Raw genomic sequence first — 24631 nt, 5'->3', positions numbered from 1 at the left:
TCAGTACGTGCCCGGGACCGTCACTTGCCGCCGTTGACCACGGCCTTGTCGATGGCGCCGGTCTCGGCGCCCCACTTCGCGAGGATCTTCTTGTACGTGCCGTCCTCGATGATGGCGTTGACGGCGGCCTCCAGGGCCTCCGTGAGCTGCTTGTTGTCCTTGTTGACCGCGATGCCGAACGGACCGGCGTCCACCTGCTCGCCGACGATCTCGAAGGCGTTGCCGTTGTCGGCCTTGCGGGCCAGGTCGACCGCGACCGGGTAGTCGTTCACACCGGCCACCGCGCCGCCGGACTTCACACGGGTCTGCGCCTCGGTGTCGTTCTCGAACGACTGGATCTTGATCGCCTTCTTGCCGGCGTCCGTGCACTTCTTGGACTGGTCCTGCAGCGCCTTCTCGTACGTGGTGCCGCGCTGCACGGCGGCCGGCTGCCCGCAGAGGTCCTCGATGGAGTTGATCCCCTTCGGGTTGCCCTTCTGGACGTACACGGCGGTGCCGGCCACGAAGTAGTCGACGAAGTCGACGCCCGGACCGAGCTTCTTGCCCTTGTCGTCCAGGCCCTCCTGGCGCTGCTTGTTGTCCGTGATGGACGACATCGCGATGTCGTAGCGGCCCGAGTTCAGCGCGGTGATCAGACCGTCGAAGTTGCCGGAGGTGAACTCGACCTTGACACCCAGCTTCTCGCCCAGCGCGGCGGCGATGTCGGGGTCGACGCCGACGATCTTGCCGCCCTCCTGGAACTCCATCGGGGCGTACTCGGCGTTGGTTCCCGCCTTCAGGACGCCGGCGTTCTGGATGTCCTTGGGCAGCTTGTCGAACAGCGGGGCGGAGTTGGTCTTGCCCGACTCCTTGGTGTCCGAGCCTCCGCTGCCTTCGGTCTGGTCACCGCAGCCGGTGAGAAGCAGCGCGCCTGCGACCGCGATCGCGCCGACCGCTGCAATCCGTGAGCGCGCGGCGGTGGTACGACGGGTGGTGCTTGCGGTCATGGTGGGTTCCTCCGGCGGATGGGTGGAGTGCCGATGGGGCCGGCGACTGCCTGTCGGCATCGCCGCAAGGTCGACGGGGGCACACACCTTCGAGTGCCGCGACCTCGTGTGATTACCGCATCTTGCCATTCGGATTGGACCGTTCAGGGGGCTTCCGATGTCAAAATCGGATAACGGCGCGTCCTCGAACCCGGCCACTTGGGTACAACGCGACCGCAGACTCTTCGGGAATCCGTCATTCCGGCCGCAAGATCTTCGCCGATACGCCTGTTGCGCGGGCGACCCGCCGAGTCGGAGGGGTACTTGCGGGCTTGCTGGGACTTCGTCCAGGTCTTGTCCTGATATCGGACGATGCTTCATGGCGTCGGCATGTGACCTTCGCGTTATGGACTCGTCGCCGACCGCGTCCGTCCGGTAAGAAGGTTCTTTACACCCCTCATCCGGGGCTCAGGGCGCGTGTGCGGCGCGCCCGTCGTGTTCGGCCCGTACGCAGTAACCCCTCCGGGCCTGGCGCGGTCCCGCCCACCCCTCACCAGGAGTGGCAACCCTCAAACAATGAACACTTAAGGGGTAAAACCAAGTGGCAGCGGAGATTGTCAATCCTCGCAGCGACAGCGAGAACCGGGACGCTTCCGAGCGGGACGGCGGGGCAGAGCCCCTGGAGTCCTTCGACCCGGCGTTCGCGCTGCACCGCGGCGGCAAGATGGCCGTGCAGGCCACCGTGCCGGTCCGCGACAAGGACGACCTGTCCCTGGCGTACACGCCCGGCGTCGCGAAGGTGTGCAGCGCGATCGCCGAGCAGCCGGAGCTGGTCCACGACTACACGTGGAAGTCCTCGGTCGTCGCCGTCGTGACCGACGGCACGGCCGTGCTGGGGCTCGGCGACATCGGCCCCGAAGCCTCCCTCCCCGTGATGGAGGGCAAGGCCATCCTCTTCAAGCAGTTCGGCGGCGTGGACGCGGTCCCCATCGCGCTGGACTGCACCGACGTCGACGAGATCATCGAGACCGTGGTCCGGCTCGCCCCGTCCTTCGGCGGGGTGAACCTGGAGGACATCTCGGCGCCGCGGTGCTTCGAGATCGAACGGCGGCTCCAGGAGCGCCTGGACATCCCGGTCTTCCACGACGACCAGCACGGCACGGCCGTCGTGACGCTGGCGGCGCTGCGGAACGCGGCGCGGCTCAGCGGGCGTCCGCTCGGCGAGCTGCGGGCGGTGATCTCCGGTGCGGGCGCGGCGGGTGTCGCCATCGCCAGGATGCTGGTCGAGGCCGGTATCGGGGACGTCGCGGTGGCCGACCGCAAGGGTGTGGTCTCGCGGGACCGCGAGGACCTCACTCCGATCAAGGCGGAGCTGGCGTCGTTCACCAACAAGGCCGGGATCTCCGGCACGCTGGAGTCCGCGCTCGCGGGCGCCGACGTCTTCATCGGCGTCTCCGGCGGCACGGTCTCCGAGCCCGCGGTGGCGTCGATGGCGGAGGGCGCGTTCGTCTTCGCCATGGCCAACCCGAACCCGGAGGTGCACCCGGAGGTCGCGCACAAGTACGCGGCCGTCGTGGCTACCGGCCGGTCGGACTTCCCCAACCAGATCAACAACGTCCTGGCGTTCCCCGGCATCTTCGCCGGCGCGCTCCAGGTCCGGGCCTCCCGGATCACCGAGGGCATGAAGCTCGCCGCGGCCGAGGCGCTGGCCTCCGTCGTCGGTGACGACCTCGCCGCCGACTACGTCATCCCGTCCCCGTTCGACGAGCGGGTCGCCCCCGCGGTGACGGCCGCCGTGGCCGCCGCCGCCCGGGCGGAGGGCGTCGCCCGGAGCTGAGCGCACAGCTGTGAGGGCCCCGTCCGCGCCGCGTGGACGGGGCTCACGCACGTCCGGGGTTCTTCCGTGAGGGCCCGGTCCGGCGCAAGGGGGCGTGTGTCACAGGCGGGCACGGTTCCTTCGGCGGGGCGCGGAACCTATCGTCAAGGTCATGTTCGCTGTCTACGCCGCCCGAATCGACCGCGACCAGCCGCTCACGGGACTGGAGTCGGGAGAGCGACCCGCTCCCGAGTCCCGGCCGGGCTGGAGCACCGTCACGGTCAAGGCCGCCTCCCTCAACCACCACGACCTCTGGTCCCTGCGGGGCGTCGGCCTCGCGGAGGACAAGCTGCCGATGATCCTCGGCTGCGACGCAGCGGGGATCGACGAGGACGGCAACGAGGTCGTCCTCCACTCGGTGATCGGCCAGACCGGTCACGGCGTGGGGCCCCGGGAGCCCCGCTCCATCCTGACCGAGCGCTACCAGGGCACCTTCGCCGAGCAGGTATCCGTGCCCACCTGGAACATCCTGCCCAAGCCGAAGGAGCTGTCCTTCGAGGAGGCGGCCTGTCTGCCCACGGCCTGGCTGACCGCGTACCGGATGCTGTTCACCAACGCGGGCGTGCGCCCCGGTGACTCCGTGCTGGTGCAGGGCGCCGGCGGCGGGGTCGCGACCGCCGCGATCGTCCTCGGCAAGGCGGCGGGGCTGCGGGTCTTCGCCACCAGCCGGGACGAGGCCAAGCGCAAGCGGGCGCTGGAGCTGGGCGCCGTGGAGGCCGTCGAGCCCGGCGCGCGGCTGTCGCAGCGGGTCGACGCGGTGATCGAGACCGTGGGCGCGGCCACCTGGTCCCACTCGGTGAAGTCGCTGCGCCCCGGCGGCACGCTGGTGATCTCCGGTGCCACCAGCGGCGACCGGCCGTCGCACGCCGAGCTGACCCGCATCTTCTTCCTGGAACTGAAGGTCGTCGGCTCCACCATGGGTACCAAGGACGAGCTGGAGGACCTGCTGTCCTTCTGCGCCGCGACCGGGGTGCGCCCCGTCGTCGACGAGGTTCTGCCCCTGGACCGGGCCCGCGAGGGCTTCGAGCGGATGGCGTCCGGCGAGCTGTTCGGGAAGATCGTGCTCACCAACCCCTGACGTGTGTCTCCCCGTTTCCGCGGCCGGTCCGGTGTTCCGGGCCGGCCGCAGTCACGTCAACTGCGGTTGACAGCCCGAGCGTGTCAACGTAAGTTGACAGCATGACTGAGGCAACGGATCTCGCCGAACGGGCGGGCGACCACGATCCGCGGGTCGGCCTGCGCGCCGTCGCCGCGCTGCGCAAGCTGCTCGAACAGCTGGAGGCCGTACAAGTGCGCAACGCGCGCAATCACGGCTGGTCGTGGCAGGAGATCGCCACCGAACTCGGAATCAGCAGGCAGGCCGTGCACAAGAAGCATGGGAGGCATTGATGTTCGAACGGTTCACCAAGGACGCCCGGGACGTGGTCAAGGAGGCCGTCGCCCACACCGAACGGACGGGAGCGGCCCGCGTCGGCGCGGAGCACCTGCTGCTCGCCCTGCTCGACCGGGAGGGCAGCCGCGCCTCCTTCGCCCTGACCGCCCTGGGGCTCGACGATCGCCGCGAGCCCGTGCGGGAGGCGCTGGAGCGGGCGCGGCGGCGGGGAGGCCTCACCCAGGCCGAGACCGACGCCCTCGCCGGACTGGGCATCGACGTCCCGGAGATCGTCGCCCGGGTCGAGGACACGCACGGCCCCGGCGCCCTCTCCGCGGAGCCGGCCCGCACCCGGTGGCGGGGGCACCGCCCCTTCGACCGGGAGGCCAAGGACGTCCTGGCCGGCGCCCTGCGCACCGCCACCGCCCGCGGCCACCGCCACATCGGTGACGAGCATCTGCTGCTCGCCCTCACCGCCCGCCCCGGCCTGCCCGCCGAGGTCCTCGCCGACCACGGCGTCACCCACGCCTCGGTCACCCGCGTGCTCTACGGAGACGGCGAGACCAAGGCGGGCTGACGGCTCCTCAGGGATCCGGCGTCCGGGCTCCGGCGTCTGGGCTCCGGCGTCCGGGCTCCGGGTCAGGGCTTCGGCGACCGCAGCAGCGCCCCTATGCGGGCGGCGGCCTCCGACAGGTGCCGCCGGGCGTCGCGCAGCTGCTCCTCGGTGACTCCGTGGTCCCGCGCGGCGTCCCGGACGTCGTCCCGGAAGCGGTCCAGCAGCCGCTCCAGGTCACGCGCCGGGTCGCCCGTGGACTCCGCGGCGCTCGCGTGGCCCCAGGAGGGCGCGTAGTCGGCCGGGAAGTCCTGAGGGGTCGTCGAGTACGACGGACGGGACTCCGGCCCCTCCGCGGCGCCCGTACGGCCGAAGCCGAAGTCCTTCCCGAACTCGCCCATCTCCTTGACCAGTTCACCCAGGCCCTCGCGCAGCCCGGACGGCCAGTCGCCGCGGGCGAAGTGCCCCTGCATCTGCTCCTGTACCTGCCGGGCGATGCGCTGCACCTGCTCCTGCGCCCGGTCCTGTGCCTCCTTGGCCTGGCGGCGGGCGCGCTGGGCCTCCTCGCGGGAGCGCCGGCTCTCGTCCTTGGCGCGCCGGGCCTGCTCCTTCCACTCCTGTTTGGCGCGGCGCATCTCCTCCTTGGCGGCCCGCCACGCGTCCTTGTCGCCGAACATCGAGAAGTCGCCGAGGTCGAAGTCGCCGAAGGGGGCGTCCTTGCCACCGGGTGCGGAGCCGCCGCGCGCCTGGCGGGCCCGCCCGGCCTCGGCGCGCATCTCACGGCGCAGGTCGCCCGCCGCGCCGCTGACGTCGGCCCGGATCTCGGCGGCCAGCTCGGCGACGGACTCGCGGATCTCCAGCTCCAGGTCGGCCAGCTCGCCGCTGCGGTCGGCCAGTTCGGCACGGCCGGCGTCGGTGATCGAGTAGACCTTGCGTCCGCCTTCGGTGGTGTGGGTGACGAGCCCTTCCGCCTCGAGCTTCGCCAGCCGGGGGTAGACCGTGCCCGCGGACGGCGCGTACAGCCCCTGGAAGCGCTCCTCGAGGAGGCGGATCACCTCGTAGCCGTGCCGGGGGGCCTCGTCGAGCAGCTTCAGCAGGTAGAGGCGGAGGCGTCCGTGGGCGAAGACGGGGGGCATGTCACAGCACCTTCTTGTCGGTCGTACCGGCATTGTCTCCCGGGCCGCCCCGCAGGTCGGGCTCGTCCTCGCGGGGCGGGCGGCGCAGCAGGGCGATGGAGCCGGAGACGGTGGTGGCCCGCAGTTTGCCGCTGCCCGCGCCGAGGCGGCCGGTGAGCTTGTGGGCGCCCCACATCCCCTGCACCCGCAGGGTGTCGAAGGCGTTGGAGATGGCGCCGCTCGCCGTGTTGGCCTCCACCTCGGCGTCCGCCGGGTCGGGCAGCCGGACGGCGATCTCGCCCGAGACGCTGGTCAGCCGGACGTCGGTGGGGCCCTCGGGGTCGAGGTCCACGATCATCGATCCGCTGACCGTGTCCGCCCGGACGGAGGGGCCGGAACCCTCGACGACCGTGAGGTCGCCGGAGACCGAGGCGAAGTGGAGGTCGCCGGTCACCGACTGGGCCTCCACGCTGCCGGACACGGTGTCCGCGCGGACGGGGCCGGACAAGGCGACGAGGGTGGTGTCGCCCGCGACGCCCTTCACCGCGGCGGGGCCCCGGATGCCGGAGACGACGGCGCCGGCGCCGACGACCCCGACCTCCACGCGGGTCTGGGCGGGGACCGCGAGGGAGACCACCGCGCTGCGGCGCCAGCCCTTGCGGTCGAGCCACTTGAGGAAGCCCTTCCAGGGGAGGTCGTCGTAGGCGACGGTCAGGACGCCGTCCTCGTGGGTCACGACGAGGGGCGGGCCGTCCACGTCGGAGACCTGGAGGTGGGCCTCCGGGTCGTCCGTGCCCACCACGTTCACCGTGCCGTTGACGATGCGGACGTTGAGGCGGCTCAGGGGGGCGTCGAAGGTGAGGTTCGTTGTGTCCTGGACGGACCACTCGGGCATGGACGGCCTCCTGATCGCGGGATGCCCCGGCGTGGGCACGGCGGCGTTGCGTCATATCGCGTCTTACTCGATTCACGATATATCGCGGCAGGCAGAAGTCAAGGCACGCGTTCGGGTGAACGGTGCCTTGGGTTTCTTGTATGGGGAGGTGTGTGAGGGCCGGGCGGGGTGTGTTCTCGCAGCCCGGCGTTCGCGGGGTGCTGCCGTCCGCGCTCACCCTCCCCCACTCTCGGCTTCGCTCTAGCTGGGAGGTACCCCCATCGCCCTGGGGGCACCTCCCAGGCCCTTGAGGCACTGGGGGAGGTGCGACTGCCCGCGTGGACCGGGACGGGACTACTCGTCGTCCTCGTCGTCCAGGCGGGCCAGCCATGTGGCCAGGCGTTCCACCGGGACCTCGAAGTCGGGGTTGAGGTCGACGAAGGTGCGGAGCTGCTCCGCGAGCCACTCGAAGGTGACCTCCTCCTCGCCGCGCCGCTTCTCCAGTTCCTCGATGCCACGGTCCGTGAAGTACATGAGGTCAAGGATATGTGCCGGGAAACGGGGCGGGCCGCACCCCCGGGGGAGGGGGTGCGGCCCGCTCACGTACCGCGTACCGGTGCGGGTCAGGCCTCGAAGACCTCGCGCACCAGCTGCTCCTGCTCGGCCTGGTGGCGCTTGGCGGAGCCCACCGCGGGCGACGAGCCGTGCGGCCGCGAGATGCGGCGCAGACGCTCGTCGTGCGGCAGGTCGGCGCCGACCGCCAGGTCCAGGTGGTCGATCAGGTTGAGCGCGATGAACGGCCAGGCACCCTGGTTCGCCGGCTCCTCCTGCGCCCACAGGTACTTCTCGGCGTTCGGGTACTTCTTGATCTCCGCCTGGAGCTCGGCACCCGGCAGCGGGTACAGGCGCTCGATGCGGATGATCGCCGTGTCGTCCGCGCCGCGCTTCTTCTTCTCGGCGGCCAGGTCGTAGTAGACCTTGCCGGCGCAGAAGACGACCTTCTTCACGGCGGCCGGGTCGACCGTGTCGTCGCCGATGACCGGGCGGAACTGGCCCGTGGTGAACTCCTCCGCCTTCGACGCGGCGGCCTTCAGGCGCAGCATCGACTTCGGGGTGAAGACGACCAGCGGCTTGTGGTGCGGGTTGTGCACCTGCCACCGCAGGAGGTGGAAGTAGTTCGACGGCGAGGTCGGCATGGCGACCGTCATGTTGTTCTGGGCGCAGAGCTGCAGGAAGCGCTCCGGGCGGGCCGAGGAGTGGTCCGGGCCCTGGCCCTCGTAGCCGTGGGGGAGGAGCAGGACCACACCGGAGGTCTGGGCCCACTTCTGCTCGGCCGACGAGATGAACTCGTCCACGACCGTCTGCGCGCCGTTGACGAAGTCGCCGAACTGCGCCTCCCAGAGCACGAGCGCGTCCGGGCGGGCCAGCGAGTAGCCGTACTCGAAGCCCATGGCCGCGTACTCGGACAGCAGGGAGTTGTAGACGTTCAGCCGCGCCTGGTCCTCGGAGAGGTACTGCAGCGGCGTGTACTCCTCGCCCGTCTCGCGGTCGATGATGACCGCGTGACGCTGGCCGAAGGTGCCGCGCTGCGAGTCCTGGCCGGCGAGCCGGACCGGGACGCCCTCGAGGAGCAGCGAGCCGAAGGCGAGGGTCTCGCCCATGCCCCAGTCGATGGTGCCGTCCTCGACCATCGACGCCCGGCGCTGCAGCTGCGGCAGCAGACGCGGGTGGACGGTGATGTGGTCGGGGATGTTCACCTGCGACTCGGCGATCCGCTTCACGACCTCCGTGCTCACCGCGGTGTTCACGGCGACCGGGAACTCGGCCTGCGGGTCGGACGGGGCGGCCGTGGCCGGCTGCGAGGTGGCCTCGCGGACCTCGGTGAAGACCTTCTCCAGCTGGCCCTGGTAGTCCTGCAGCGCCTGCTCGGCCTCTTCCAAAGTGATGTCGCCGCGACCGATGAGGGACTCGGTGTAGAGCTTGCGCACCGAGCGCTTCTTGTCGATCAGGTCGTACATCAGAGGCTGGGTGAAGGCCGGGTTGTCCGACTCGTTGTGACCGCGGCGGCGGTAGCAGAGGAGGTCGATCACCACGTCCTTGTTGAACGCCTGGCGGAACTCGAAGGCCAGGCGCGCGACGCGCACGACCGCCTCCGGGTCGTCGCCGTTCACGTGGAAGATCGGGGCCTCGATCATGCGGGCCACGTCCGTCGCGTACATGGAGGAGCGCGACGACTCGGGGGCCGCGGTGAAGCCGACCTGGTTGTTGATGACGACGTGCACGGTGCCGCCGGTGCGGTAGCCGCGCAGCTGCGACATGTTCAGGGTCTCGGCCACGACGCCCTGGCCCGCGAAGGCCGCGTCGCCGTGGATCGCCACCGGCAGGACGGTGAAGTCCGTGCCGCCCTTGTTGATGATGTCCTGCTTGGCGCGGGAGACGCCCTCCAGGACCGGGTCGACCGCCTCCAGGTGCGAGGGGTTGGCGACCAGGGAGACCTTGATCTGCTCGCCGTCCAGGCCGGTGAAGGTGCCCTCGGCGCCCAGGTGGTACTTCACGTCGCCGGAGCCGTGCATCGACTTCGGGTCGAGGTTGCCCTCGAACTCGCGGAAGATCTGCGCGTACGACTTGCCGACGATGTTGGCGAGGACGTTCAGGCGGCCGCGGTGGGCCATGCCGATGACGACCTCGTCCAGGCGGGACTCGGCGGCCGAGTCCAGCACCGCGTCGAGCAGCGGGATGACGGACTCGCCGCCCTCCAGCGAGAAGCGCTTCTGGCCGACGTACTTGGTCTGCAGGAAGGTCTCGAAGGCCTCCGCCGCGTTCAGCCGGCGCAGGATGCGCAGCTGCTCCTCGCGCTCCGGCTTGGTGTGGCCGCGCTCCACGCGGTCCTGGATCCACTTGCGCTGCTTGGGGTCCTGGATGTGCATGAACTCGATGCCGGTGGTGCGGCAGTACGAGTCGCGGAGCACACCGAGGATGTCGCGCAGCTTCATCATCGACTTGCCGGCGAAACCGCCGACGGCGAACTCGCGCTCCAGGTCCCACAGGGTGAGGCCGTGCTCGACGATGTCCAGGTCGGGGTGCTTGCGGACCTTGTACTCGAGCGGGTCGGTGTCGGCCATGACGTGGCCGCGGACCCGGTAGGAGTGGATCAGGTCGAAGACCCGGGCGGCCTTGGTGACGTCGTCGTCGTGGCTGGCGTCGATGTCCTTGAGCCAGCGGACCGGCTCGTAGGGGATGCGCAGGGCCTCGAAGATCTCGTCGTAGAAGTTGTTCTCGCCGAGGAGGAGGTTCGCGACCTGGCGCAGGAACTCGCCGGAGGCGGCGCCCTGGATCACCCGGTGGTCGTAGGTCGACGTGAGCGTCATGACCTTCGAGATACCGAGCTTGTTCAGGGTGTCCTGGGAGGTGCCCTGGAACTCCGCCGGGTAGTCCATGGAGCCGACGCCCATGATCACGGACTGGCCGGGCATCAGGCGCGGCACGGAGTGGACGGTGCCGAGGCCTCCGGGGTTGGTCAGGGAGACCGTGACACCGGTGAAGTCGTCCATCGTCAGCTTGTTGTCGCGGGCGCGACGGACGATGTCCTCGTAGGCCTGCCAGAACTCGAAGAAGTTCAGCGTCTCGGCCTTCTTGATCGCCGCGACGACGAGCTGGCGGTCGCCGTTGGGCTTGACCAGGTCGATGGCGAGACCGAGGTTGATGTGCTCCGGCTTCACCAGGGTCGGCTTGCCGTCCACCTTGGCGTACGAGTGGTTCATCGACGGCATGGCCTTGATGGCCTGGACCATGGCGTAGCCGATGAGGTGCGTGAAGGAGATCTTCCCGCCCCGCGCGCGCTTCAGGTGGTTGTTGATGACGATGCGGTTGTCGAACAGCAGCTTCACCGGGACCGCGCGCACGGACGTGGCCGTGGGCAGCTCCAGCGAGGCGTCCATGTTCTTGGCCACCGCGGCGGACGGGCCGCGCAGGGTGACCTGCTCGGGACCGCTCTTCGCCTCGCCCGCGGGCTCGGCCTTCCTGGCCGGCGCCGGCTTGGCGGCGGGAGCGGCCTGCTTCGCCGGCTGGGCCGGGGCCTTCGCCTGCGCGGGGGCCTGCGCCTGCGCCGGGGCCTTGGCCGCCGGGGCGGGCGCGGCGGGCTGCGCGGGCGCCTGGGCCTTCGCGGGCGCGGGCGGGGCCGGCTGGGACGGAGCGGTGGGGGTCACCGCGGCCCCCGCGGCCGCGTCACCCGCCGGAGCCGAGGACGCGGGAGCGCCCGGCTTGTAGTCGGCGAAGAAGTCCCACCAGGCTCGGTCCACCGAGTTCGGGTCCTGGAGGTACTGCTGGTAGATCTCGTCGACGAGCCATTCGTTGGCACCGAAGGCCGCAGCGGGGTTCTTTCCCGCTTGGTCGGTGTCGGTCGAGATGCTCGAGTTACTGGGGGACTGTGGCGACACGGCGTCAACCGCCCTCTTCCGCTTCGCAAGATGATGGACAGCGGAAATAAAGGCTACGCCTCCCCGCGCGAGAAGGTCAGGCCGGGCCCGTGCAACGTCGTGCACATCACATCTCAGCGGGTGTTTCGGCTCTGGAAATGGCGGGAAACAAGCGAGGTTCCGCTTCTTCGGACGGTATCAGGCATCGCTCGACCAGGGCCCTGCGCGCCCCGCGCGCGGGCCTGTGCCTGATCACACGTGTCCGCCAGGGCGAACGCAGATGGATCTTGAGGCTCCGGTTCGAACTTTACGTCAACTTGGCACAGAAGAGGGCCCCGGAAGAGTGATCAGAATCCGGCAACCACGCTCGGATTCCGCCACCCCGATCCGGCCGCCGTGAAGATCCACGGCCCAGCGGGCGATCGCGAGGCCGAGGCCGGTGCCGCCGTCGCTGCCGGGGCCGTGCGGCCGGTTGACGCTGCCGCGGTTGAACCGCTCGAAGACCCGGTGCCACTCCGTCCGCGGGATGCCCGGCCCCTCGTCCAGCACCTCCAGCTCGAGCGACTCCGGCGCGGAACCCTGCCGGGCCCGCACGGTCACCCGGCCGTGCGGCGGGCTGTGCTTGACCGCGTTGTCGATCAGGTTGGCGACGACCTGGTGGATCCGCTCGGGGTCGGCGTGCGCCACCAGCTCGGGCGGCGAGACGTCCAGGTGCAGATGCACGTCCGTACGGGTGTGGCTGCCGGAGCCGGAGGCCATGCTCGCGCGGGCGGAGGCCACCATGTTGGCCTCCTTCAGCACGCCCGACAGGTACGGCCACACCTCGAAGCGGCGTTTCCGCAGCGGGACCACGCCGTTGTCCAGGCGCGAGAGGTCCAGCAGCGTCTCCACCAGCCGGCCGAGCCGCTCGGTCTGCTTCAGGGCCGTGCGCATCGTCTCGGGGTCGGCCCGGGTGACCCCGTCGACGATGTTCTCCAGCACCGCGCGCAGTCCCGCGATGGGGGTGCGCAGCTCGTGCGAGACGTTGGCGACCAGTTCCTTGCGCTGGCTGTCCTGCTCCTCCAGCTCGTCGGCCATGACGTTGATCGTCTGGGCCAGGTCGCCCAGCTCGTCGCGGCGGCTCTCGCGCACCCGGCGGGTGTAGTCGCCGTGCGAGATGGACCGCGCGACGGCGTTCATGTCGTCCAGCGGGGCGGTGAGGGAGTGCGCCACGAACTGGGTGATCAGCAGCGTGGCGATCATCGAGAAGACCGTGATGAAGCGCAGCTCCGTCTTGGTGTGCACCGCGATCACCGAGAGTCCGGTGGTGATCAGGACCGAGACGACGACCAGCGCGCCCAGTTTGGTCTTGATCGAGAACGGCCGCACATTGCCCCAGGGCTGCTTCTTCCGCTGTCCGCGTCCCGCCGGACCCCCGCTCATGGCGTCGGCGTCTCCAGGGCGTAGCCCACGCCGTGCACCGTGCGGATGCGCTCCGCGCCGATCTTCCGGCGCAGCGCCTTGATGTGGCTGTCCACGGTCCGGGTGCCGGAGGCGTCCGCCCAGTCCCAGACCTCGGCCAGCAGCTGCTCACGGGAGAGCACCGCGCGCGGGGTGTTGGCCAGGCACACCAGGAGGTCGAACTCGGTGGGCGTCAGGTGGACGTCCTCGCTGCGCACGCGCACCCGGCGCTGCGCGTGGTCGATCTCCAGCTCGCCCAGGCGCAGGATGCCGCTGCGCGGGGTGGTGGCCGCGAGGGCCGCGCGCTCCATGCGGCGCAGCAGCACGTGCACCCGCGCCGCCAGCTCGCGCATGGAGAACGGCTTGGTCATGTAGTCGTCGGCGCCGACGCCGAGGCCCACCAGCATGTCGGTCTCGTCGTCGCGCGCGGTGAGCATCATCACCGGCACGGGCCGCTGGGCCTGCACGCGCCGGCAGACCTCCAGGCCGTCGAAGCCCGGCAGCATGATGTCGAGGATCAGCAGGTCGGGCTGCCAGGCCTCCGCCGTGTCCACCGCGGACGGGCCGTCGCCCGCCGTTTGCACCAGGAATCCCTCGGCACGCAGGCGGGTCGCGATGGCGTCCACGATCGTCGCGTCGTCCTCGACCACCAGGACCCTGCGCTGCGCGCCGGGGGTGGTCGTCGCCGTGCCGTTGTGGGAGGTGTGTGTCTGCTCCATCGCCCGCCCCTGAGGTGTGCTTTTTCCGGAATCCGTGGGGTGATCCGTCGTCTGCGCATCACTGCGATTGACGCTTGAATGATCCGCGTCAGGGCAGCAGCGTACGGGGATTCACCACGGGTTTGCTATCCAGGGCGGACGCCGATGTGCACGACGTCCGGAACGCCCCGGGCAACGGGGATCTCTTCGGTACGGACCTGCCGGAATCCGGCATTCCGCAAGGTTCCCTCGAATTCCGGTGAAGGCTTCGCGGACCATACCGCGAGGACCCCGCGCGGCTTCAACACCCTTGCACATGCCGCGAGTCCGTCCGGCGAATAAAGGCCCTCGTTGCCCTCGTCGACGGTCCAGTCGGGCCCGTTGTCGATGTCGAGGCACAGCGCGTCGAACGTGTCGGACGTCTCATTGACGTAAGCGATCAAGTCCTGCTCGACGATCTCCGTCCGCGGATCGGCGAGCGCCGCTCCGGAGAGGTCGGCCAGCGGGCCCGAGCGGTGCCACCCGATGATCGCGGGCTCCCGCTCCACGACGGCGATCCGGCCCCAGCGCTCCTGGCCGGCCGCGTGCGTCAGGGAGAAGCCGGCGCCCAGCCCGCCGATCAGCACCGAGGGGTCCTCGGCCCGCGGGTCCAGGGCCGCCAGGGCCGCGTCCACGAGCAGCCGCTCGGAACGCCCGTCGGAGGTGTCCATCAGGAAGCAGCCGTTGGCGATGATCTGCAGCAGACCGCCGTGTCTGCGCAGCACGACCTCGCCGTACGGGCCCTCGCGACGGTCCAGGACTTCAGGAGCTTCGGGAATGCCGTAGGGGGTGGACATGCGTTCATCCTGGCAGGCCCCGCGGTGCGGGGGCCCGGCCCCTCGGAGTCCGGCCCGGTGATCGCTCAGAGCGAACGCCACCCCGGGAACATTCGGCCGCTCCCCTGCATTGAGTCGACGTAGCTCAACTTGACTGCCGAAGGGGAGATCATGGCTGCTGAGTCCACACCGCTCGCCCTGCCCGTGCTGCCGCTCGACGACGAGGTCGTGCTGCCGGGGATGGTGGTTCCGCTGGACCTGAGCGATTCCGAGGTGCGCGCGGCGGTGGAGGCCGCCCAGGCCGCCGCCCGCGACGAGCCGGGCAAGCCGAAGGTGCTGCTCGTGCCGCGCGTCGACGGCACCTACGCCGGGATCGGCGTACTGGGCACCGTCGAGCAGGTCGGCCGGCTGGCCGACGGCGACCCCGGCGCCCTGATCCGCGGCCGGGGGCGGGTGCGCATCGGCGCCGGCACCACCGGGCCGGGCGCGGCGCTGTGGGTGGAGGGCACCCGCATCGACGAGAGCGTGTCCGAGCCGCTGCCGGGGAACGTGACCGAACTGGTCAAGGAGTACAAGGCGCTCGCCACCGCCTGGCTCCGCAAGCGCGGCGCCTGGCAGGTCGTGGACCGCGTCCAGGCCATCGACGACGTCTCCGCGCTCGCCGACAACTCCGGCTACTCGCCGTTCCTCACCACCGAGCAGAAGGTCGCCCTGCTGGAGACCACCGACCCGGTGGCCCGGCTGAAGCTCGCCACCCAGCAGCTGCGCGACCACCTCGCCGAGCAGGACGTCGCCGAGACCATCGCCAAGGACGTCCAGGAGGGCGTCGACAAGCAGCAGCGGGAGTTCCTGCTCCGCCGCCAGCTGGAGGCTGTCCGCAAGGAGCTGCGCGAGCTGAACGGCGAGCAGGACGGCGACGAGTCCGACGACTACCGGGCCCGCGTCGAGGCCGCCGATCTCCCCGAGAAGGTCCGCGAGGCCGCGCTCAAGGAGGTCGACAAGCTGGAGCGCTCCTCCGACCAGTCGCCCGAGGGCTCCTGGATCCGCACCTGGCTCGACACGGTCCTGGAGATGCCGTGGAACGAGCGCACCGAGGACTCCTACGACATCCAGGGCGCCCAGGCCGTCCTGGACGCCGAGCACGCGGGTCTGCAGGACGTGAAGGAGCGCATCACCGAGTACCTGGCTGTGCGGAAGCGCCGGAGCGACCGGGGTCTCGGCGTCGTCGGCGGCCGGCGCGGCGGTGCCGTGCTGGCACTGGTGGGTCCGCCCGGCGTCGGCAAGACCTCGCTCGGCGAGTCCGTCGCCCACGCCATGGGCCGCAAGTTCGTCCGCGTCGCCCTCGGCGGCGTCCGCGACGAGGCGGAGGTCCGCGGCCACCGCCGCACCTACGTCGGCGCGCTGCCCGGCCGGATCGTCCGGGCGATCAAGGAGGCCGGTTCGATGAACCCGGTCGTCCTGCTCGACGAGATCGACAAGGTCGGCTCCGACTTCCGCGGCGACCCGGCCGCGGCCCTGCTGGAGGTCCTCGACCCGGCGCAGAACCACACCTTCCGGGACCACTACCTGGAGGTCGAGCTCGACCTGTCCGACGTGGTGTTCCTCGCCACCGCCAACGTCCTGGAGGCCATCCCGGAGGCCCTGCTCGACCGCATGGAGCTGGTCCGCCTCGACGGCTACACCGAGGACGAGAAGATCGTCATCGCCCGCGACCACCTGCTCCCGCGCCAGCTGGAGCGGGCCGGGCTCCAGCCGGACGAGGTGACGCTCGAGGAGGGCGCCCTGCGCAAGCTCGCCGGCGAGTACACGCGCGAGGCGGGCGTGCGCAACCTGGAACGGTCGGTCGCACGGCTGCTGCGCAAGGTCGCGGCCCAGCACGAACTGGGGGAGCGGGAGCTGCCGTTCACCGTGACCGCGGACGACCTGCGGGGCCTGATCGGGCGGCCGCACCACGTGCCGGAGTCCGCCCAGGAGCCCGCCGAGCGGCGCACCGCGGTGCCCGGCGTCGCCACCGGGCTCGCCGTGACCGGCGCCGGCGGTGACGTCCTCTACGTCGAGGCGTCCCTGGCCGACCCGGAGACGGGCGCGGCGGGGCTGACCCTGACCGGGCAGCTGGGCGACGTGATGAAGGAGTCGGCGCAGATCGCGCTGAGCTTCCTGCGCAGCCGCGGAGCCGAGCTGGAGCTCCCGGTCGGCGACCTGAAGGACCGGGGCGTGCACATCCACTTCCCGGCGGGCGCCGTCCCCAAGGACGGCCCGAGCGCGGGCATCACGATGACCACGGCCCTGGCCTCGCTGCTCTCCGGACGCCTGGTCCGCACGGACGTGGCGATGACCGGCGAGGTGTCGCTGACCGGACGGGTGCTGCCGATCGGCGGCGTGAAGCAGAAGCTGCTCGCCGCGCACCGGGCTGGCGTCACCACCGTGATCATCCCCAAGCGCAACGAGCCCGACCTGGACGACGTCCCGGCGGAGGTGCTGGAGAAGCTCGACGTGCACGCCGTCACCGACGTCCGCCAGGTCCTGGAGCTGGCGCTGTCCCCGGCGACGAACGGGGCGGCGCCGGAGGTTCCGGTGGCCGCGTGACGGGGGCCGCCGGATGAGGGGAGGCCCGGGCTCCGTGAGGGAGGCCCGGGCCTTTCCCGTACCGCCGCCCGGGTCAGCTGCCGGCGGCGAAGATCCGCACCCCGTCGAGGGTGCCGTTGAAGCGGTCGTGGTCGCCGACCGTCGGACCCGTCGAGGTGTACTGCCACATCGTGTACGTGTCCCAGCCGGCCGGCAGTTCGCCGACGGTGGAGGCGTACCTGGCGATCCACAGCGGGGTGGTGGAGGCGAATCCGGCGTAGTTGCCGGTGCACTGCTTCCACCAGCTGGTCGCGGTGTAGATGACGGCGTCACGGCCGGTGCGGGCGCGGTAGCGGTCGAGGAAGTCGCGGATCCAGCTCACCATCGAGCTCGCCGACTTGCCGTAGCAGTCGTCGCCGTACGGGTTCCACTCGATGTCCAGGACGCCCGGCAGCGTGCGGCCGTCGGCGGACCAGGCGCCGCCGCGGTCCACGAAGTAGTCCGCCTGGGCGGCGCCGCTCGTGGTGTCGGGAGTGGCGAAGTGGTAGGCGCCGCGGACCATGCCGACGTCGTAGGAGCCGTTGTACTGCTGCGCGTGGTACGGGTTGGTGTAGTACGTGCCCTCCGTCGCCTTGGCGTAGGCCCAGCGCACCCCGCTGTTCCACAGGGTGGTCCAGGCGACGTTGCCCTGGTGGCTGGAGACGTCCACGCCCTCCGTCTGGGTGGAGCGGGAGGTGGGCAGGCCGGCCTGGCCGTCGTGGGCGAGGACGCCCATGCCCATGTGGGCGGAGCCGCGCGGCGGGACGGAGGGGGAGGCGCCGTCGGCGACGGCGGAGGTCTGCGGGAGGGCGAGCAGCGCGAGCAGGACTGCGCCGGCGGTGCCGAGCGCGCGTATGCGGACGAGTCGGGATCTGTGCACAGGCATGACGCATCTCCGAACGGTCATGGGGCGAACCCGGAATGTGACCCACATCGCATGTAGTGGGCATGCCACGTAATGGCCTGGTAGAGAAACTGCGGGCGCCGACCGAGGCGGCGGGCGGGGTCGCCGCGCACTGCCGTTGGTCTACGCCTGCGAAATACTTATGGAGCTGGGGCGACGCCGCCACTCGGCCAGAACTTTCAGAACGGGAAACCGAGGCAGGGGCCAACGTGCACGAAGACGGAAACGGCGGCGGGAAGCACGCCGACTCGCCGGAACCCGCGTCCGGCGTCGAACAGCCCGCGTTCCTGGCGCTGGAACGCGAGTTGACGGTCCTGCTGCGGCGCGCACGGGCCAGCCAGGGGGAGATGGCGCGCGAGGTCCACCCGGACCTCGAGCCTTCCGCGTACGGGCTGCTGGTCCGTCTGGAGGAGGGCGGGCGGCAGCGGGCCACCGAGCTCGCCTCCTACATCGGCGTGGGCAAGGCGACCATGTCGCGCCAGCTGCGCGCCCTGGAGGAGCTCGGGCTCGTCGGCCGCGAGCCCGACCCCGCCGACGGGCGCGCCTGGCTCGTCACCCTCACGGAGGAGGGCCGTCACCGCGTCAGCCGCGTCCGCGAGGCCCGCCGCGCCCGCTACGCCGGCCGCCTCGCCGACTGGAACCCGGCGGAGGTCGACGAACTGGCCCGCCTGCTGCGTCGGCTGAACAGGGGGACGGAGAAGTAGGGGCCCTGGTCGGGCGCGCTATGGGGCGCGGGGGAGTGCGTGCTCGGCCACGGACGTCCCGCGCCCGGCGTTGCAGGGGTGCCGCTGCGCCCACCCGTGCCGCCCCAGCGGCACGACTGCCCGCAGCGAGGGCGGCAGCCACCTCCCGGCGACACGACCTGCCCGTGACAGGGCGGAAGCGGCCCCAGGGGCGCGGGGAACTGCGCGGCCAGTCACCACCGGCCCGCGGCCAGGAACGGATCCGCCGTCCGGGTGGCGAGCCCTCACCGCGTCAAAGGTGAGCCCCTGTCACCCGTCGGCCGTGCGGGTGAAGTCCCCCACGCCGTCAGGCAGCCGGAAGCTCCACGTGGACGACCGTCGCGTCGTCATGCGTCTTACCCCCGAGGGGACGCCCGCGCTCCAGCGCGCGCACCCTCCGCACCAGCCCCCGCGCCCCCTCCTCGCGGATCACGCCGACGCAGTCCGCCCAGTCACCCTCCCCGAACCGCTCCACCCACCGCGTCGCACCGTCCGTCAGCGCGGTCAGGGCACGCACCCGGTCCCGGGGCAGGGAGACGGTCACGGCGCGTGACGACACCGCCGGATCGGCCGCGGCCGTGAAGAAGCCGCCCTCCTTGTTCCGCAGCGTCGTGTCCACGACCGTGTGGCTGGACAGGGCCGAACGGGGCAACCGGTCCAGCCGGTCGTCCCGGACCGCCGTGACCGTGCCGTCCGGCGACTCGACCAGCAGCACCGAGTCCGACAGCACCAGACAGTCCACCGAGTCGGGTGACCAGCGCGCCATCACCACCGTTGCCTGCGGCGTCCGGGGGTGAGAAAGGTCACAGGTCGAAGCATGACTCTCGGCCGTGCGCGCGATCCCCCGGGACAGCAGCCCGGCCGGCGGCACATCCGGGAGGGAAACGGTCAGTTCGGTCAGCGCGCCGCCCAGCCGGGCGGTGAACCAGGGCACCGAATGCAGACACCCGCCCCCGTCCGACGGCGGCGTCACGCCGTCCAGAACCACGAGCGCCCCACCCTGTCCGGAGGCCGGGAGCGCGACGCTCGCGAAGTCCTCGTTGGGACGTCCTGGATCACCGGGTTCCGAAACAAGCTCCGTGCGCATCCGGCCAGTCTGCACGAGCTCCCCACAACGACCGCCGGAGCCGGGCAATTGACGCCTGTTCTCCACAGGCGCGCAGGTCAAGCGCCTGATTTGGGAGGGAATGAAGGGCTCCGGGAAGGCGTGGCGGCGAATATTGCCACCGCCCGCCGCAGACGTCCAACCGGCGTCCCGCGCGCGCCCGCTGCGGGGCGCAACGGAACTTGCCCCTCAACTCGCCTCCGATGTTCACTCCTTCGAGTGGCGGGTCAGGTGATGCGCATCCACTGTCCACGGGCACTGGGAGGGTCGGGGAGCGTTGGGGGCGCCTCACGGTCCGAGCGCGGCCAGCGGCTCGGGAAGAGCGCCCGCGCCCGTTGACGGAGCGTCACCCGGGCCCACGGGTACACGAGTCAGGAATGCGAGCACCGGTGCAGAAGACGCGGCCTCGTCGCAAGGACAAGCAGGCGGCCCTGGCGGGGGACGCGCAGCAGACGCCCACCGTCGGCAAGGGCCGCCCCACCCACGTACGCAACCGTCTCGTCGTCGCCGTCGCCGTGGTGGCCGCGGCGATCGCCGGGGCCGGTGCGCCGTCCGTGCTCGCGGCGTCCCAGCAACTCCACGACTCCCAGGAACTGGTGACGCTCGCCGAGCGGACCCAGGACGCGCTCACCCTGGCCCACTCCCTGGCCGACGAGCGTGACGAGGTCGTCCCCTACATCGCGGCGGGGCGCCCCAAGTCCAAGGCGCCCTCCGAGGAGCACAGCGCCCGGGTCGACCGGCAGGTCGAGGAACTCCGCGCCGACGAGGACACCTCGCAGGCCCTGCGCGACGAGCTCGACGCCGTCGCAGCCGTGCGCCGCGCAGCCCTCACCGGCAAGTCCGGCCCGCTGGAGGCCCACCAGGCGTACTCCGACGCCATCTCCCAGCTGCACAGGCTCGCCGCGCGCCTGGCCGACGCCACCCCGCCCCGCGCCGGCTCCGGAGCCCACGCGCTCACCGAGCTGGACACCGCCGTCCAGCAGGCCGCCGCCACCCGCGGACTGCTGCTCGCCGCGCTGAACGTGCCGAGCTCCACCGAGACCGTGATCGACCCGGTCACCGGACTGCCCGTCACCGCCTCCAGCACCTCCGAGGCGGACGAGGAGCGGCGCGACGCGCTGTCCGCCGCCGCGCTCCAGGCCCGCGTCCGCTCCGACGCGGCCCTCGCCGACTTCCGCGACGCCGCCCCGAAGGCCGCCCGCGCCTCCTACGACTCCACCGTCACCGGCCCCGAGGTCGACACCGCCGACAAGTACCTCGGGAAGCTGACCGACAAGCCGACCCTCTCCGACGGCGAGATCGAGACCAGCACCAAGAAGCTCGCTGCGGCGCTCACCGCGCGGATCGACATGATGCGCGGTGTCGAGGCCTCGCTGTTCGAGCAGCGCACCAAGGATCTCGCCCAGCTCCGCGACGAGGACGTCACCGAGCTGGAGATCCGTATCGCCGTCCTCGGCGCGCTGCTGCTGCTCGCGGTCGGCGTCGCCACCGCGATGGCCCGCACCCTCACCCGGCCCCTGTCGGTGCTGCGCCGCGGCTCCGCCCGGCTCGCCGGGGCGGAGGACCCGGCCGCCGAGGAGCCGATCACCTTCACCGGCCGCAACGACGAGTTCGCGCAGGTCGTCCGCTCCGTCAACGCCCTGCACGCGCACGCCGCCGGGCTCGGCCGGCGGATCGCCACGCTGGAGGCCGACCGCAAGCACCTCGTCGGGCAGCGGCAGAAGATGGCCGACGCCCGCGAGGAGCTGCGCGGGGAACTCGCCCAGGCCACCGCCCACATGGAGCGGATGCGGCACAGCATCGGCGGCACCTTCGTCAACCTCGCCCTGCGCACCCTCGGCCTGGTCGAGCGGCAGCTCGGCGTCATCGAGGGCCTGGAGGAGCGGGAGGACGACCCGGACCGCCTGGCCACGCTGTTCAAGCTCGACCACTTCGCCACGGTCATGCGCCGGCACAGCGAGAATCTGTTGGTCCTCGCCGGCACCGAGCACGGCCGGCACACGGCCGGTCCGGTCCCGCTGGTCGACGTCGTCCGGGCCGCGGTCAGCGAGATCGAGCGGTACGAGCGGGTGCGGATCGCGGCGCTGCCGCCGCACGCGCACATCGCCGGGTTCGCCGCGGACGACCTGTCCCACCTGCTCGCCGAACTGATGGAGAACGCCACCGCGTTCTCCCCGCCCGACACGCCCGTCGAGGTCTCCGCCTGGCTGATGGAGAACGGCGAGGTGATGCTCTCCGTGCAGGACGAGGGCATCGGCATGGCCGAGGACCGGCTGGAGCGGCTCAACACGCGGCTCTCCGAGTTCGACCCGGAGGACGCCTACGACGCCGAGTCCGACGAGGGTCTCGGCCTCGGCCTGTACGTCGTCGCCCGGCTCGCCCACCGTCACGGGGTGCGGGTGCAGCTGCGCAAGCAGAAGCAGGGCGGGATCGCCGCGGTGGTCGTCCTGCCGGACCCTCTGCTGACGTCGGCCACCCCCACGGCCGTCCCCGCGTCCGTCCCGGGCGCCGCCCACACGGTGTCCCTGCCGGGCGCCGACGCGGAGGCCAACTCCAACGTCCTGCGCGGCCGCGGCACGTCGGGCGATCCCCTGGTCGACCTGGCAGAACGTTCCATCGAGGCCCGGGCGGCGGCAGAGGCGTCCACACCTGAGACGCCTGCGGCGCCGGAGTCGCGGAACACCGCGGAAGCTCCGGACTCCGCCCAGCCGGACGCCCCTGCCGCTGAGGAGGAGCCGCAGTCGCAGCCGCAGGCCGGCGCTCCGGCGCCGTCGGACGCGTCGGCCGACCTGGACGAAGCCGACCCGGCCGTTGGCACCGAGGCCACACCCGACGCGGGTGCCTCGCGGACCGGGCCGGATCAGGGCACCCCCGCTGCTCCCGGGACGCCCGGTGCCGACGCGCCCGCGGGCGCCGGCGTCGACGAGGCCAGGTCGCACGACGTCCCCCCAGCACGGTCCGGCGAGCCGGATGTCCCCGTGGAGCGGCCCGCCGAGACCACCATGGAGCTGTTCATCCCGGCGCAGCCGGATGGCCGCGCCCCGGCCGCCGAAGGGTACGGCGCCGGTTCCGCCGCGCCCGCCGACGAGGGCGTACGCCCGGGTACCGGACACGAGCCCGCGTCCCCGTCCACACCCGCGCCCGGAACCGCACAGGAGCCCGGGGGCACAGCCTCCGAGCCGACTTCACCGGCGCCTGGGGGACCGGCCTCAGAGTCGGCTGCGCCGGCGCCCGGGGACTCCGCCCCCGAGTCGATCGCACCGGCACCCGGAACCCCCGCCCCCGACACGCTCGCCCCCGGCACCCCCGCCGGCAGGTTCGAGCACGCGCGGGTCGCCGACGGGGCCGGGGACGGGGCCGTCGATGACGAGCCCGTCACCGCCAAGGGACTGCCGAAGCGGACGCCGAAGATCACCGCGCCGGCGGCTCCCCCGCGGCCGCGGTCCGGCTCGGTGGACGCCGAGGCCCTGCGCAGGCGGCTCGGCGGGTTCCGCCGGGGCGCGGACGCCGGGCGGCGGGACGTCGAGGCGGAGCTGGCGGCCGAGCGGACCCGCGGGGACGACACAACCGAAGAAGCCACGGGGGGCACCGTCGAGGAGGCAAGCAGTTGACCGCGCCCAGTACCTTCGGACTGAGCAGTGAGGCCCGCAACCTGCACTGGCTGCTGACGAACCTCGTCGAGGAGGTGCCCGGCATCCAGTCCGTCGCCGTGGTCTCCTCCGACGGCCTGCTGCTCCTCTCCTCCGACGAGGCTCTCGCCCGCGCCCGCAGCGGCCCGGGCTCGCAGGGGCGGGGCCCGCGCGGCTCCTCCGCCGACCTGGCCACCGTCGTGTCCGGCATCGGCAGCCTCACCGTCGGCGCCTCGAAACTGATGGACTACGGCCCGGTCAAGCACACGATGGTCGCCATGGACGAGGGCAGCCTCTTCGTGATGTCGATCAGCGACGGCTCGCTGCTCGGCGTGCACGGCTCGGCGGACTGCGACATGAGCGTCGTGGCGTACCACATGGCCCTGTTCGTGGGCCGCGCAGGCCACGTCCTGACCCCCGAACTCCGCAGCGAGCTCCGCCGGAACGTGGAAGACGTGAAAGGCGCGGAGGACGAGTCCGCCGGGAGCCCTCGATGACCAGCGCACCGAAGAAACACCTTCCCGTCCGCGGCGGGGACCGTAAACCCGCCCGTGTGCGCCCCTATTCGCTCACCGGGGGCCGCACCCGCTTCGGCCACGTGCTGCTGGTCGAGACTTTCGTCGGCGCCACGGCCGGCACGGCCGCGCTGGAGGCCGCCGAGGACCGCAAGGAACTCACCTCCGGCGGTCTCGCCCGGGTCATGCCCGAGGTGCGCGCCATCGTCGAACTGTGCCGCCGCATGCGGACGGTGGCCGAGATCGCCGCGCTGCTGCACATGCCGCTCGGCGTGGTCCGCGTCCTGCTGAGCGACCTCGCGGACCAGGGAAAGATCCGTGTCTACGGGACGGGCACCGGCCACGGCACGGGCCGCCCGGACCGCGCGCTGCTGGAAAGGGTGCTGAGTGGACTCCGCCGTCTCTGACGCCGCACCCGGCGTCACCCCGCTCGTCGAGGAGGACGAGCCCCTGCTGCCGTGGCAGACGGACCCCACCCGGGCGCCGATCGCCACGAAGATAGTCGTGGCCGGCGGCTTCGGCGTCGGCAAGACCACCCTCGTCGGCTCCGTCTCCGAGATCACGCCTCTGCAGACCGAGGCGCTGATGACGGAGGCGAGCGAGGGCACCGACGACCTCACCGCCACGCCGGGCAAGTCGACCACCACCGTGGCCATGGACTTCGGGCGCCTCACGCTCGACGACGACCTGGTGCTGTACCTGTTCGGCACGCCGGGCCAGCAGCGGTTCTGGTTCATGTGGGACGACCTGGTGCGCGGCGCGATCGGCGCCGTGGTGCTGGCCGACACCCGCAGGCTGAAGGACTGCTGGCCCGCGCTGGACTACTTCGAGAGCTGCGGGCTGCCGTACATCGTGGCCGTGAACCACTTCGACGGGACCGAGCGGTTCGAACCGGACGACGTGCGGGATGCCCTCACGATCCCCGCGCACATACCTGTCATGATCATGGATGCGCGCCGCCGGATCTCGGTCATCGAGACCCTCTTGTCCCTCGTGGGCCACGCGCTCGACGAAACCCCCGAGTAGCCC

General features: G+C 71.6%; 20 protein-coding genes. 10 read left to right on the top strand and 10 right to left on the bottom strand.

Going from position 1 to position 24631, the window contains the following annotated elements; genetic code table 11:
- Positions 1 to 20 precede the first annotated feature (20 nt).
- Positions 21 to 986 carry an ABC transporter substrate-binding protein gene (locus tag ACF1AG_RS09375; RefSeq protein WP_359600051.1) on the bottom strand — a complete coding sequence of 322 codons (966 nt, stop codon included), beginning with the start codon at positions 984 to 986 and terminating at the stop codon, positions 21 to 23.
- 580 nt (positions 987 to 1566) lie between these two features.
- Between ACF1AG_RS09375 and ACF1AG_RS09370 the strand changes: the two genes are divergently transcribed.
- The 4 genes from ACF1AG_RS09370 (at position 1567) to ACF1AG_RS09355 (ending at position 4790) form a co-directional block, all read left to right on the top strand.
- Complete coding sequence (locus tag ACF1AG_RS09370) at positions 1567 to 2802, top strand: NADP-dependent malic enzyme (protein WP_391809569.1); 1236 nt, start codon at positions 1567 to 1569, stop codon at positions 2800 to 2802.
- 151 nt (positions 2803 to 2953) lie between these two features.
- Entirely contained in the window at positions 2954 to 3919 is a 966-nt protein-coding gene (locus ACF1AG_RS09365; RefSeq protein ID WP_359600054.1) for a zinc-binding dehydrogenase, read from the top strand.
- A 101-nt stretch (positions 3920 to 4020) separates the two neighbouring features.
- On the top strand, positions 4021 to 4230 hold the full coding sequence (locus ACF1AG_RS09360; protein ID WP_359600056.1) for a helix-turn-helix domain-containing protein: 210 nt from the start codon (positions 4021 to 4023) through the stop codon (positions 4228 to 4230).
- Positions 4230 to 4790, top strand: a complete 561-nt coding sequence (locus ACF1AG_RS09355; protein WP_359600058.1) for a Clp protease N-terminal domain-containing protein — start codon at positions 4230 to 4232, stop codon at positions 4788 to 4790. Before ACF1AG_RS09360 ends, ACF1AG_RS09355 begins: the two co-directional genes overlap by 1 nt.
- Positions 4791 to 4852: 62 nt before the next feature.
- Here ACF1AG_RS09355 and ACF1AG_RS09350 read toward each other — a convergent pair whose 3' ends face one another.
- The 7 genes from ACF1AG_RS09350 to ACF1AG_RS09320 all read right to left on the bottom strand — a co-directional run bounded on the left by ACF1AG_RS09350 (position 4853) and on the right by ACF1AG_RS09320 (position 14144).
- On the bottom strand, positions 4853 to 5902 hold the full coding sequence (locus ACF1AG_RS09350) for a helix-turn-helix transcriptional regulator (RefSeq protein ID WP_359600060.1): 1050 nt from the start codon (positions 5900 to 5902) through the stop codon (positions 4853 to 4855).
- Between the two features lies 1 nt (position 5903).
- Entirely contained in the window at positions 5904 to 6776 is an 873-nt protein-coding gene (locus ACF1AG_RS09345) for a DUF4097 family beta strand repeat-containing protein (RefSeq protein WP_359600061.1), read from the bottom strand.
- Between the two features lie 333 nt (positions 6777 to 7109).
- Positions 7110 to 7289 (bottom strand): DUF6104 family protein, encoded by a 180-nt coding sequence (locus tag ACF1AG_RS09340; protein WP_003992906.1) that lies wholly within the window; start codon positions 7287 to 7289, stop codon positions 7110 to 7112.
- An 89-nt stretch (positions 7290 to 7378) separates the two neighbouring features.
- A complete protein-coding gene (locus ACF1AG_RS09335; RefSeq protein ID WP_391809568.1) occupies positions 7379 to 11191 on the bottom strand; it encodes a multifunctional oxoglutarate decarboxylase/oxoglutarate dehydrogenase thiamine pyrophosphate-binding subunit/dihydrolipoyllysine-residue succinyltransferase subunit in 3813 nt (1270 codons plus the stop codon).
- A gap of 291 nt (positions 11192 to 11482) precedes the next feature.
- Positions 11483 to 12592 carry a HAMP domain-containing sensor histidine kinase gene (locus tag ACF1AG_RS09330; RefSeq protein WP_359600064.1) on the bottom strand — a complete coding sequence of 370 codons (1110 nt, stop codon included), beginning with the start codon at positions 12590 to 12592 and terminating at the stop codon, positions 11483 to 11485.
- Positions 12589 to 13329 (bottom strand): response regulator transcription factor, encoded by a 741-nt coding sequence (locus tag ACF1AG_RS09325; RefSeq protein WP_030223674.1) that lies wholly within the window; start codon positions 13327 to 13329, stop codon positions 12589 to 12591. Before ACF1AG_RS09325 ends, ACF1AG_RS09330 begins: the two co-directional genes overlap by 4 nt.
- Positions 13330 to 13454: 125 nt before the next feature.
- A complete protein-coding gene (locus ACF1AG_RS09320; protein ID WP_391809567.1) occupies positions 13455 to 14144 on the bottom strand; it encodes a spermidine synthase in 690 nt (229 codons plus the stop codon).
- 150 nt (positions 14145 to 14294) lie between these two features.
- Here ACF1AG_RS09320 and lon point away from each other — a divergent pair, with 150 nt between their 5' ends.
- Positions 14295 to 16709, top strand: a complete 2415-nt coding sequence (gene lon / locus ACF1AG_RS09315; RefSeq protein ID WP_391809566.1) for an endopeptidase La — start codon at positions 14295 to 14297, stop codon at positions 16707 to 16709.
- A gap of 73 nt (positions 16710 to 16782) precedes the next feature.
- Here the strand turns inward: lon and ACF1AG_RS09310 are convergent, their stop codons facing one another.
- Positions 16783 to 17613, bottom strand: coding sequence for a lysozyme (locus ACF1AG_RS09310; RefSeq protein ID WP_359600068.1), 831 nt, complete (start codon positions 17611 to 17613; stop codon positions 16783 to 16785).
- Between the two features lie 227 nt (positions 17614 to 17840).
- On the opposite strand from ACF1AG_RS09310, the gene ACF1AG_RS09305 reads away from it, so the two are divergent.
- Positions 17841 to 18335 carry a MarR family transcriptional regulator gene (locus tag ACF1AG_RS09305; protein ID WP_359600069.1) on the top strand — a complete coding sequence of 165 codons (495 nt, stop codon included), beginning with the start codon at positions 17841 to 17843 and terminating at the stop codon, positions 18333 to 18335.
- 325 nt (positions 18336 to 18660) lie between these two features.
- Here ACF1AG_RS09305 and ACF1AG_RS09300 read toward each other — a convergent pair whose 3' ends face one another.
- Positions 18661 to 19440 carry a hypothetical protein gene (locus ACF1AG_RS09300; protein WP_359599039.1) on the bottom strand — a complete coding sequence of 260 codons (780 nt, stop codon included), beginning with the start codon at positions 19438 to 19440 and terminating at the stop codon, positions 18661 to 18663.
- 395 nt (positions 19441 to 19835) lie between these two features.
- Between ACF1AG_RS09300 and ACF1AG_RS09295 the strand changes: the two genes are divergently transcribed.
- Genes ACF1AG_RS09295 through ACF1AG_RS09280 form a run of 4 tightly spaced genes read left to right on the top strand, consistent with a single transcriptional unit; the run spans position 19836 to position 24628 of the window.
- Positions 19836 to 23069: a nitrate- and nitrite sensing domain-containing protein gene (locus ACF1AG_RS09295; protein ID WP_391809565.1), complete on the top strand. Its 3234-nt coding sequence runs from the start codon at positions 19836 to 19838 to the stop codon at positions 23067 to 23069.
- Complete coding sequence (locus ACF1AG_RS09290) at positions 23066 to 23584, top strand: roadblock/LC7 domain-containing protein (protein WP_359599043.1); 519 nt, start codon at positions 23066 to 23068, stop codon at positions 23582 to 23584. The genes ACF1AG_RS09295 and ACF1AG_RS09290 overlap by 4 nt, the downstream gene beginning before the upstream one ends.
- Positions 23581 to 24009, top strand: coding sequence for a DUF742 domain-containing protein (locus ACF1AG_RS09285; RefSeq protein ID WP_359599044.1), 429 nt, complete (start codon positions 23581 to 23583; stop codon positions 24007 to 24009). Before ACF1AG_RS09290 ends, ACF1AG_RS09285 begins: the two co-directional genes overlap by 4 nt.
- Positions 23990 to 24628 (top strand): ATP/GTP-binding protein, encoded by a 639-nt coding sequence (locus ACF1AG_RS09280; RefSeq protein WP_359599045.1) that lies wholly within the window; start codon positions 23990 to 23992, stop codon positions 24626 to 24628. Before ACF1AG_RS09285 ends, ACF1AG_RS09280 begins: the two co-directional genes overlap by 20 nt.
- Positions 24629 to 24631 lie beyond the last annotated feature (3 nt).

It is taken from the genome of Streptomyces sp. NPDC014764, from assembly GCF_043082785.1.
GTDB lineage: Bacteria > Actinomycetota > Actinomycetes > Streptomycetales > Streptomycetaceae > Streptomyces > Streptomyces althioticus.
The sequence above is the reverse complement of the archived record's forward strand: the minus strand, read 5'-3'. Positions and strand labels throughout refer to the sequence as shown.